The sequence below is a fragment of the Rhodococcus sp. YH3-3 genome (assembly GCF_001653035.1).
Taxonomy (GTDB): Bacteria; Actinomycetota; Actinomycetes; order Mycobacteriales; family Mycobacteriaceae; genus Rhodococcus_F; species Rhodococcus_F qingshengii.
Genome location: NZ_BCWH01000003.1, coordinates 237,284 through 247,365, shown reverse-complemented (window position 1 = coordinate 247,365; position 10,082 = coordinate 237,284). Strand labels below are relative to the sequence as shown.

Below are 10,082 nucleotides of genomic sequence, written 5' to 3'. Positions count from 1 at the left end.
GTTCCGCGACCTCATCGATCGCGAGGCCTTCGAGCTTCTCGGCGGGCCGCTGGCCCACCCGTTCCAACCGCTGCTCGATCCTCGCTTGCGGGCGTTCTCCCTCCGCGAAGGTCTCGCCGACGCGCATGCCCGGTGGAATCACACTCCGACCGGGATCTGGGGACCCGAGTGCGGGTACACCCCGGGCATGGAGCGCGGGTACGCCGAAGCGGGCGTCACCCACTTCATGGTCGACGGCCCCGCCTTGCGCGGCGACACATCCCTCGGCCGCCCGGTTCGAGAATCCGACGTGGTCGCATTCGGCCGCGACCTGCAGGTCAGCTACCGCGTCTGGTCCCCCAAGTCCGGATATCCGGGTCACGCCGCCTACCGCGACTTCCACACCTACGACCACGAGACAGGTCTCAAGCCGTCGCGGGTCACCGGACGGACCGTCGACTCCGCCGACAAGTTGCCGTACGACCCCGAACTCGCTGCGGCCGCCGTCGACAAGCATGTCGCCGACTTCGTCGAAACCGTTCGGGCGCGTCTGCGCAGTGAATCCACCCGCATCGGCCGCGACGCCCTCGTGGTCGCAGCTTTCGACACCGAACTGTTCGGGCACTGGTGGCACGAAGGTCCGCAGTGGCTCGAAAAACTCCTGCGCGCGCTTCCCGAGGCCGGAATTCGCGTCGGCACCCTCGCCGACGCCAAGGCATCGGGATACGTCGGCGAACCCGTTCAACTCGAGGATTCGTCCTGGGGATCGGGTAAGGACTGGCGTGTCTGGGCTGGCGATCAGGTGTCCGACCTGGTGCAACTGAACTCCGAAGTGGTGGAGACCGCGCTCGGCACCGTGGACAAGTCTCGCGGACGCGACAACGCACCCGGACGACCGGAACTGCGAAACCGCGTCAACGATCAGATACTTCGCGAGACACTGATGACAGTTTCGAGCGATTGGGCATTCATGGTGAGCAAGGATTCGGCCGCGGGGTACGCCCGCGAACGCGCACACAAGCACGCCCACGCGACCAGGGAAATCTCCGAAGCGCTCGTTTCCGGCCGCGACGCCGTCGCCGAGCGGTTGGCCAAAGGCTGGAATCGCGCCGACGGATTGTTCCCCGGTCTGGATGCACGCCGTCTTCCTGACACTGAACTGGTGAACGGGAGCGCGTCGTGAAAATTCTCATCGTCTCGTGGGAGTACCCCCCGGTCGTTGTCGGCGGCCTCGGCCGACACGTCCACCATCTCGCCACCGAGTTGGCTGCTGCAGGCCACGAGGTCGTTGTTCTCTCGCGTCGCCCCTCCGGAACGGATGCGTCGACGCACCCGACGATCACGCACATTTCCGAGGGCGTCCTTGTCGTCGCAGTGGCCGAGGACCCCGCACACTTCGTCTTCGGCGAGGACATGCTCGCGTGGACCCTCGCGATGGGTCACGCGATGGTCCGGGCCGGGATGGCGCTGCACAAGCCAGGAGTGGGCGAGGGCTGGCAGCCCGACGTCGTGCACGCGCACGACTGGCTGGTCGCACATCCGGCGATCGCCCTGGCCGAATTCTATGATGTCCCACTGGTTTCCACACTTCACGCCACCGAGGCGGGTCGCCACAGCGGCTGGATCTCCGGACGCATCAACCGCCAGGTCCACTCCGTCGAGTGGTGGCTGGCAAACGAATCCGACTCTCTCATAACTTGTTCGGCGTCCATGCAGGAAGAAGTGACCGAGCTCTACGGCCCGACGCTGCCGCCGATCACCGTCATCCGCAACGGAATCGACGTGACCACGTGGAACTTTCGCGAACGTGGACCGCGATCCGGACCACCGAAACTCCTCTTCGTCGGCCGCCTGGAATACGAGAAGGGCGTGCAGGACGCCATCGCAGCACTCCCCCGAATCCGTCGTAGCCACCCCGGCACGACCCTCGCGATCGCGGGCGAAGGCACCCAGTTCACCTGGCTCTACCAACAGGCACGCACGCATCGCGTCGCGCGGGCGGTGGACTTTCTCGGCAACCTCGATCACACGGAACTGCTCAGCTGGCTGCACGGAGCGGACGCCATCGTCCTGCCGTCGCGCTACGAGCCGTTCGGAATCATCGCCCTCGAAGCGGCGGCGGCCGGCACTCCGCTGATCACGTCCACCGCAGGCGGACTGGGCGAAGCCGTCGTCGACGGGGTGACGGGGATGTCCTTCCAACCGGGCGACATCGCCGGGCTCACCTCGGCTGTCCGCGAGGTACTCGACGATCCCGCCGGGGCACAGGAACGGGCAGTGGCCGCCCGCGCACGCCTGACATCGGACTTCGACTGGCATCAGGTCGCCGAGGAGACTGCTCACGTCTACGCGGGCGCGAAGCGTCGGGTGCGGCAGCCGTTGGCACGGCCACAGATTCCCGAGCGGCCGCTCCCTGGTCGCTGACGCGCTGACCTCAGCGGGTCGGGAGGGGCGCGGTGAAACGAGAACTCGCATCCCCGAGCAGATGGCCTGGTGGCAGCATCCGGCCGCACAGCACGAGCAGGAGATCCTGCGCCGCCCCGTGAACCTCGGCGCCGGCACCGTACGTCCAGTCTCGGTCGTCGGCGCGCAACCGAGCGCCGTCGAGGTCAGTTCCGAAATACTTCACGGTTTTGGGCGAGAGTCCGCTGAGCACACGAGTGAGCCGGTCTTCGGGCACCACGTAATCGTCGCCGAGTGCCACGCGAATGTCCTGACCGTGGATCACGTCGTGCGAGAGCGCACCCTCGAAGCCGCCGCCTGGTGGCTTCCACGGGTGTGCAACGTTGTCGCGAAGCGAGGCAAGCAGTTGTCGCTCACCGACTTCCGACGCATCAGCGAGCGCTCGCCGGTTCGACATCTTGTTGAAGTTTCCGCGTGACTTGACCATTTCCACGACGAATCGCGGCGCCGAGTATCGGTAGGGCATGGTGATGTGCGCGATCACTTCGCGGACCCGCCACCCCTCGCACAGGGTCGGCGCGTTCCACTGCTCCGTGCTCAGGCCTTCGAGAAATCCCACCAGTTCGCGGCGCTGCGCCACGACCCATTCGGGTGTCTGTTCGCTCATGTCGGCACTCCTTTCACCGGCGCAGACTTTCGGCGCCGATACCGATACAGACCGGTGGCGGCGCCGAAAGTAATCGCTGGTTCTGCCAAAAAGTGAGCTACGACGTCGACGACGCGTCGGCAGCGTCCGCAGCAGCCTTCTTGCGTGCGATGTCCTCGAGCGCCGCGATGTACTTTGCACGATCGGCAGCGCCGGCTTCCCAATCGGACTTGCGGTTCTTGACCGCCTTCGCGGGCGAGCCGACCGCGATGCTGTAGTCCGGGATGTCGCCTTTGACGACGGCGTGCGCACCGAGGACACAACCGCGTCCGACGCGGGTATTTCGCAGCACGGTGACCTTCGCTGCCACCCAGGTGTCCGGGCCGATACGGACGGGGCCCTTGACGATGCCCTGGTCCTTGATCGGGGTGTTGATGTCGTCCATGCGGTGGTCGAAGTCGCAGATGTAGCACCAGTCGGCTACGAGCGTCGACGCACCGATTTCGATGTCGAGGTACGTGTTGACGACGTTGTCCTTGCCGAAGACGACCTTGTCGCCGATGCGCAGCGAGCCTTCGTGGCAGCGGATCGCGTTGCCGTCACCGATGTGCACCCAGCGCCCGATCTCGAGGCGGGACAGGTCGGGGGTGGAATGGATTTCGACGTTCTTGCCGAGGAACACCATGCCGCGCAGGATCACGTGCGGGTTGGCCATCTTGAACTTGGCGAGACGGTAGTACCGCACCAGATACCAGGGTGTGTACGCCTTGTTCGCCAGAACCCATTTGAGGGAATCGACCGTCAAGAACTTGGCCTGATCGCTGTCGCCTCGGCGTGATCCCCGCCATCGAGTGCGCAACGGTGCGCCCCACATGCTCGTCATGAGTGTTCAGCCTACGTGGGGCCGACTCACCGACCCTCGGGGTGTGCCCCGTCACGTTGCCCCGGTCGGGATAGTCTCTGGTCCGGGCTTGTGCAGTTACCGAGGGCTCTTGATCAAGTGAAGGCAGGGAGATTGTGATGCGGCGGGTCCTACGGTCGTCCGTGATGGTGTCGACGGCGATCGCTGCGGCCCTGATCGCCGGTTGCGGCAGCGACGACGGACGGGTGGACCGGTACGCGTCGGCGGGTTGGCCGGCCATGCACGCCGACGCCCGCAACAGCGACACGAGCCCGGTCACCGGATCACGCGATGTCGAGTTCGCATGGTCACGCCCTCTCGGCGGTCCGGTTGCCGCGTACGCCTCGGTGGCCGCGAACGGCCAGAGCTTCGTCACCGCCCGCACCGAGAACGGCTGCAATCTCTTCTCGTTCCAGATGGATTCGGGTCGCAAGAAGTGGTGCGCTCGACTCAACGACGGAGTAGTCGCCTCGACGCCCATCGTCGACACTGCCACCAATGTCTACGTCGGCGAGAGCGGCGCGATGATGTCCTTCACCGAGACTGGTCAATTGCGTTGGCGCACGCTCGTTGTGGGCACTCCTCTCTCGTCACAGTTCACCGGCGACGGAAACCTGTTGTTCATCACCCAATTGGGTCAGATCAACGTGCTCGACCCGCAGACCGGCGCAAAAGTGGTTCCGTCGTTCGACCTGATCCCGCCGCCGACGATCGACCAGGGCGCGAATGCAGAACTCATTCCCGACAACAAGGGTTTGAACGAGTGCTTCCTCGGCACGTCCGGCTGCCCGGTGGCCAATACCCCGGCAGTGGACCTGGGCACCGGCAAGTTCTACTTCACCTTCTACGGACCCAGTTCTCAGGCAGCCGATCTGGTGGCCATGAAGTACACGGGCGGCGACAATCCGTCCATCACCCGCGAGTGGTCCACCGACGCGCTTCCCGGTGGAACGGCGTCGAGCCCGGACCTGTCGAAGGACGGCAAGACCGTCTACGCCACCGACAACAACGGATCTCTCTGGGCAGTGAACGCTGAAACCGGTGACACCAGGTGGAGTTACGACATCGGCTTCAACTCGGCCGGTAGTGCCTCGACGTCCGACGACGGTTTGATCATTCCCGCCGGCGGCGACAAGGGCCACCTCCTTGCCGTGCGCGACGAGGGAGATCACGCCGAACTGGCCTGGGAACGTAAAGACCTTCTGCAACTGGGCGTTCCGGCGCAGACCGCCGGCAACACCGGATACACCGTCGTACGCGAGGGTGAGAACGGACTGAGCCTGATCACCTTCGACACCGAAACCGGTGAGACGGTGGATCGGGACACGTTGCCGGGAGCAGTCGGCTTCACCGTCGGCACCTCGATCGGCCCCAAGGGCGAAGTGTTGACGCCCAGCGCAATCGGTGAGCTGTTCGTCTTCAAGTGAGCTAGCGGGACGCCTCACAGATGAAGGCCGACGCCGATCGTCCGATCCGCACGATCACGACGCTCAGTGCACGCGAGCCCTTGAGCTTGAGCCGTGGACGCAGCACTGCCGGGTCCACGTCGACTCCTCGCACCAGGATTTCGGCCACACCGCAGTCCCGCTTGGACAGTGTCTGTTTGAGCAGTTTCTCGGAGTACTTGATCTGCTCGAGGATCCGGAATCCGCGAACTCCCTCAGGGACGCTGTCACCGGTCAGATAAGCGATGCGTGGATCGAGCTGCCAGAGGCCGTGTCTGGCCGCGTAGTGGCGCACGAGGCCCGCGCGTACCACCGCTCCGTCCGGGTCGATGATCCACTCCCCCGGCGCTTGCTCCGGAATCACGTCGTCCTCGGCGTCGGTGATCGCCCATCCGCTCCCGTCGGAGCGAAGGACCGAAGCTCGGCGCGTGACGCCGGACTCGGCCAGTCCCGTCGACCACAGGCAGGCTTCCTTGACGCCGCCGTCGAGTGAGACGACCTCGACTTCCCCGTCCCAGCCCAGATTGTCGAAATCGAGTCCCGGAGCGCACTTCACCGCGAGATCACGGCCGGAGTACGCCTCGATGAGGTCCGGCAACGGTGGCATCAACGCTGCCGGATCGTGAGTGCGGCGACCGCCCAATCGCCGTGCGGGGTCTGCCAGTACGACGGTGTCGCGTGTCGTCGGGCGGAGCGCGTCGGCCCGCAGCAACGCTGCGCTCGGCACATTGCGCTGTGCCATCGCCAGGCGAACGGAATCGATGTCGCTGCCGATCACGCGATGCGCAACTCCGGTCAAGGCATGCAGTTCGGCGCCGATGGAGCACGTCACGTCGTGGACGTCACGCCCGATCAGACGCTGCGCACGGTGGGCCGCGACAACGCCAGGAGTGGCTTGTTGCATCGCGTCGTCCGTGAACAACCACTGATCACTGCCGGGCAGTTTCGTAGCGGCCTTGCGTCGAAGCAGAACGGTGTCCACGAGCGCAGGCATGTGATCACCGAAACGCGTACGCGCCCGGCCGATGTCGGCCAGACGCGTACGCGTGGACAGTTCGAGCTGATCCACCTCGGCCAAGGCAGCTACGCCGGAATCACTTCCGAGATAGTCGACGTCGCCGAGGGTGAAGTCATAACCCAATTCAGTTGCCGGGCTTCACGCCGGTGATCATGACGTTGTAGAAGAATCCGCGAGGAACGACGTGGCGGAGCACCTTCTCGTCGACCCAGCTGAGTGTCTTCCAACCACCGAAAGCGAAACGCCCCCAGCCCCAACCGAGCTTCTCCGGCGGAACAGCCGCTTCGAAAGTACGGACAGGCCAGCCGAGAAGCGCCGCGGCGAATTCCTCGGTGGCAGCGTGGACCTGATCGGCGCCCGCAGACTTCGCCATGTTCTCGAGGTCGGTGGGGTCGAACGTGTGGATGTCGACGACAGCCTCGAGAGCTGCTGCACGAGAAGACTCGTCGAGTTCCTCTTGCGGGCGACGCCAGTCTGCGAGGAACGGCAGCTTGGTCACGCGCGTGGTTGCTTCCCACGTCGCGCGGCCGAGCCAGCGAGCGTAGAAGTTGCCGACAGTGGTGGGCTCACCGGCGAAGACGAAACGTCCGCCGGGCTTGAGGACACGAAGGACCTCACGCAGCGACTTCTCGACGTCCGGAATGTGGTGCAGCACGGCGTGGCCGACCACCAGGTCGAAGGTGTTGTCCTCGTACGGAATGGTCTCGGCATCGGCAACACGGCCGTCGACCGGAAGGCCGAGGCTTTCGGCATTGCGCAGTGCGACCTTGACCATGCCGGGCGAGAGGTCGGTGACCGAACCGGTCTTGGCGACTCCACCCTGCATCAGGTTCAGGAGGAAGAATCCGGTGCCGCAACCGAGTTCGAGCGCGCGCTCGTACGGGAGCGGCTGATCGCCCGCGACGGCGTCGAAACGACCACGTGCGTAGTCGATGCAGCGCTCGTCGTACGAGATGGACCACTTGTCGTCGTAGGTTTCGGCTTCCCAGTCGTGGTAGAGCACCTGGGCGAGCTTGGTGTCCTTACGAGCGGCCTCGACCTCTTCGGCCGTGGCGTGCGGCCGCGGCGCGGGGTCGACTACCGAGGTGTCGGTAGCGGCGGGCGGCGTGACGGTTGCGTCGTCATTCGGGCTGGCTGTCATGGCGGCTATCCTACTCGCTGGTAAGAGATGAACAAGTTCTAGTTTAGGGGAGCCTACTCGCCCGTGAACTCGGCCTTGCCCGGACCGTTGGCGATGAACGACTCCATGCCGATCGCCTGATCCTTGGTCGCGAACAATCCGGCGAACAGATACTGCTCGATCTTGAGCCCGGATTCCAGGTCGGTGTTCAGACCCTCGTCGATGGCCGCCTTGGCAGCAGCCAACGCACGTGACGCTCCCCCGACGAACTGCGAGGCCCATGTCCGGGCCGCGGTGTACACGTCGTCGGGAGCGACGACCTCGTCGACCAAACCGATGGCCAACGCCTCGTCAGCCCCGACGAAACGGCCGGTGAAGACCAAATCCTTGGCCTTGGCCGGACCGATCAGGCGAGCCAGGCGCTGCGTTCCGCCGCCACCGGGAATGATTCCGAGCAGAATCTCCGGAACTCCGAGCTTGGCGTTGTCTCCGACGATCCGGCGATCGGCCGAGAGTGCAACTTCGAGTCCACCGCCGAGTGCGTATCCGGTGATCGCGGCAACGGTCGGCTTCGGGATGGACGCCACGGCGCCGAGTCCGGCCTGCATGCCACCGATGGCGTCACGGATCTGGCCGTAGTCCATCTCGGCCATTTCCTTGACGTCGGCACCGGCTGCGAAGACTTTCTCGCCGCCGTAGACGATGACGGCCTTGACTGCCTTGTCGACGGTCGCAGCGTGTGCGGCAGCAGCCAACTCGTCCTGAACCTGACGGTTCAGAGCGTTCATGGGCGGACGCGCCAGACGGATGGTGCCGATGCCTTCGGAAACCTCGAGAGTCACAAATTCAGCCATGGTCGAGAGGTTACTTTGCCGCCTTGACCGACCACGGATGCGGCCCGGCGACGTAGTAACCGTCCTGGTTCGGGAACTCGACGCGCAGCGTTTCCTCGTCGGTGATCAACTTAGGCAGGATGACGGGAATCTCCGGCTCGGCTGCGAGTATCTCCGCCACCGAACTGAACTTGGCCAATTCGGTCAGCTGACTCCACGTCGGCGGCAACAGGATGCTGCCCCCCTCCCGCCAGTGCGCCAGCGCGTCCTGCGGGCTCTGCCAACGAACCTCGGCGGCCTCGGAGGTGACGCCGTCCGCGATCTGTCCGGTCGGTGACGCTGCGACGAAGAAGCGCGTGTCGTAGCGGCGGGTCTCGCCCACCGGCGTGATCCAGTTCGCCCACGGCCGCAGCAGATCCGTTCGCAGGACCAGGTTCTCCTTCTTCAGGAAATCGCTGAACGACAGCTCGTGCTTTTCGAGAGCTACTCGGTCCTGTGCATAGCCGGCCGTGTCCGCGACGACCGTGTCAGCCGTGGGGCCGGCCAGCAGGACACCGCACTCCTCGAAAGTTTCCCGCACCGCAGCCAAGACGAGAGCCTTCGCCCGAGCAACATCCGTGCTGAACCGCTCGGCCCACCACTCGACCGACGGTCCGGCCCACTCGACCTCGGCCGTCGCATCGGACTTGTCGACGCCGCCGCCGGGGAATACCGTCATGCCCCCGGCAAACGCCATCCCCTGTACTCGTTGAAGCAGGAAGATCTCGATACCGGATTCGGCATCGCGCACCAAGATGACGGTCGACGCATCCTTGGGCTCGGGGACAGCGTTTGCATTCTCGTTAGCCATGCTTCGCGAACCTACGCGATCTGTGATCTGGGCCGCATTTCAGGTCCCACTGAAGCTCACGCGCGATGAGCTCCGGACGGCCTCGCGCGGCGCGCGAAGTATCGGCCGTCCGCCTTGTCGAGGCTGATGGACTGGCTGAATGCCGCGCTCAGATTTTCGGCGGTGATGACGTCGTCCAGAAGCCCCTGGGAGACGACCTCCCCTTCCTTGAGAAGGAGTGCGTGAGTGAATCCCGGCGGGATCTCCTCGACGTGATGGGTGATCAGGACGGTAGCCGGGGCGTCCGGATCGGCAGCCAGTTCGGCGAGTCTGGCCACAAGTTCCTCACGGCCACCGAGGTCGAGCCCGGCGGCGGGCTCGTCCAGGAGAAGTAGTTCGGGATCGGTCATCAAGGCTCGCGCGATGAGGACGCGCTTGCGCTCGCCTTCGGAAAGCGTCCCGTACGTCCGATCCGCCAGGTGCTCGGCGCCGAGGCTTTCGAGCATCTCCACAGCGCGCGAGGTGTCCATGGATTCGTACTCCTCGCGCCACCGACCGAGAACGGCGTAGCCCGCCGACACGACGAGGTCGCTGACCTTCTCGTCGCCGGGCACGCGGTTCGCCAACGACGACGAGGACAAACCGATTCGCGGGCGCAACTCGTTGACGTCGACCTTGCCGAGAACTTCGCCAAGGAGGTGGGCAGAACCACTGGTCGGGAAAGTCTCACCGGCCGCGATGCGCAGCAGCGAGGTCTTGCCGGCACCGTTGGGTCCGAGCACCACCCATCGCTCGTCCAGCTCCACTTTCCAGGTGACGGGCCCCACAAGAGTGGACCCTCCCCGACGGATGAGTACGTTGTCGAAATCGATGAGCAGATCTGGATCAGGTAGCGGCACCCGAACATC

10 protein-coding genes are annotated in these 10,082 nt (G+C 65.0%); 3 read left to right on the top strand and 7 right to left on the bottom strand.

Features of this window, described 5'->3' with window-relative positions; genetic code table 11:
- Nucleotides 1-1,162: 1,4-alpha-glucan branching protein domain-containing protein (locus YH3_RS26285; protein ID WP_238592710.1), on the top strand; the 1,162-nt coding region annotated here is incomplete at its 5' end.
- Nucleotides 1,159-2,403, top strand: a complete 1,245-nt coding sequence (locus YH3_RS26280; RefSeq protein WP_003944732.1) for a glycosyltransferase family 4 protein — start codon at nucleotides 1,159-1,161, stop codon at nucleotides 2,401-2,403. The genes YH3_RS26285 and YH3_RS26280, both read left to right, overlap by 4 nt.
- Nucleotides 2,404-2,413: 10 nt before the next feature.
- Here YH3_RS26280 and YH3_RS26275 read toward each other — a convergent pair whose 3' ends face one another.
- Both YH3_RS26275 and YH3_RS26270 read right to left on the bottom strand, forming a co-directional pair.
- Nucleotides 2,414-3,049 (bottom strand): maleylpyruvate isomerase family mycothiol-dependent enzyme, encoded by a 636-nt coding sequence (locus tag YH3_RS26275; protein WP_042451128.1) that lies wholly within the window; start codon nucleotides 3,047-3,049, stop codon nucleotides 2,414-2,416.
- A gap of 97 nt (nucleotides 3,050-3,146) precedes the next feature.
- The gene (locus YH3_RS26270; RefSeq protein WP_003944741.1) at nucleotides 3,147-3,911 is read right to left on the bottom strand and encodes an acyltransferase; all 765 of its coding nucleotides are present in this window, start codon (nucleotides 3,909-3,911) and stop codon (nucleotides 3,147-3,149) included.
- A 137-nt stretch (nucleotides 3,912-4,048) separates the two neighbouring features.
- On the opposite strand from YH3_RS26270, the gene YH3_RS26265 reads away from it, so the two are divergent.
- On the top strand, nucleotides 4,049-5,356 hold the full coding sequence (locus tag YH3_RS26265; RefSeq protein WP_064444384.1) for a PQQ-binding-like beta-propeller repeat protein: 1,308 nt from the start codon (nucleotides 4,049-4,051) through the stop codon (nucleotides 5,354-5,356).
- Between the two features lies 1 nt (nucleotide 5,357).
- Here the strand turns inward: YH3_RS26265 and YH3_RS26260 are convergent, their stop codons facing one another.
- From YH3_RS26260 to YH3_RS26240, 5 genes are read right to left on the bottom strand one after another with little or no spacing between them, the layout of a single operon-like run.
- A complete protein-coding gene (locus tag YH3_RS26260) occupies nucleotides 5,358-6,515 on the bottom strand; it encodes a hypothetical protein (protein WP_064444383.1) in 1,158 nt (385 codons plus the stop codon).
- Nucleotide 6,516: 1 nt separating this feature from the next.
- Nucleotides 6,517-7,533 carry a class I SAM-dependent methyltransferase gene (locus YH3_RS26255; RefSeq protein ID WP_003944733.1) on the bottom strand — a complete coding sequence of 339 codons (1,017 nt, stop codon included), beginning with the start codon at nucleotides 7,531-7,533 and terminating at the stop codon, nucleotides 6,517-6,519.
- A 53-nt stretch (nucleotides 7,534-7,586) separates the two neighbouring features.
- Entirely contained in the window at nucleotides 7,587-8,366 is a 780-nt protein-coding gene (locus YH3_RS26250; RefSeq protein ID WP_047271252.1) for an enoyl-CoA hydratase/isomerase family protein, read from the bottom strand.
- A 10-nt stretch (nucleotides 8,367-8,376) separates the two neighbouring features.
- Nucleotides 8,377-9,195, bottom strand: a complete 819-nt coding sequence (locus YH3_RS26245) for an NUDIX domain-containing protein (protein ID WP_064444382.1) — start codon at nucleotides 9,193-9,195, stop codon at nucleotides 8,377-8,379.
- Nucleotides 9,196-9,251: 56 nt separating this feature from the next.
- Nucleotides 9,252-10,073, bottom strand: coding sequence for an ABC transporter ATP-binding protein (locus YH3_RS26240; protein ID WP_003944728.1), 822 nt, complete (start codon nucleotides 10,071-10,073; stop codon nucleotides 9,252-9,254).
- Between the last annotated feature and the right edge of the window lie 9 nt (nucleotides 10,074-10,082).

Excerpts from the sequence above, each read along its gene's own strand:
- YH3_RS26275 (WP_042451128.1), bottom strand. The coding sequence starts at position 3,049 with ATGAGCGAACAGACACCCGAATGGGTCGTGGCGCAGCGCCGCGAACTG.
- YH3_RS26270 (WP_003944741.1), bottom strand. The coding sequence starts at position 3,911 with ATGACGAGCATGTGGGGCGCACCGTTGCGCACTCGATGGCGGGGATCA.
- YH3_RS26265 (WP_064444384.1), top strand. The coding sequence starts at position 4,049 with ATGCGGCGGGTCCTACGGTCGTCCGTGATGGTGTCGACGGCGATCGCT.
- YH3_RS26255 (WP_003944733.1), bottom strand. The coding sequence starts at position 7,533 with ATGACAGCCAGCCCGAATGACGACGCAACCGTCACGCCGCCCGCCGCT.
- YH3_RS26250 (WP_047271252.1), bottom strand. The coding sequence starts at position 8,366 with ATGGCTGAATTTGTGACTCTCGAGGTTTCCGAAGGCATCGGCACCATC.
- YH3_RS26245 (WP_064444382.1), bottom strand. The coding sequence starts at position 9,195 with ATGGCTAACGAGAATGCAAACGCTGTCCCCGAGCCCAAGGATGCGTCG.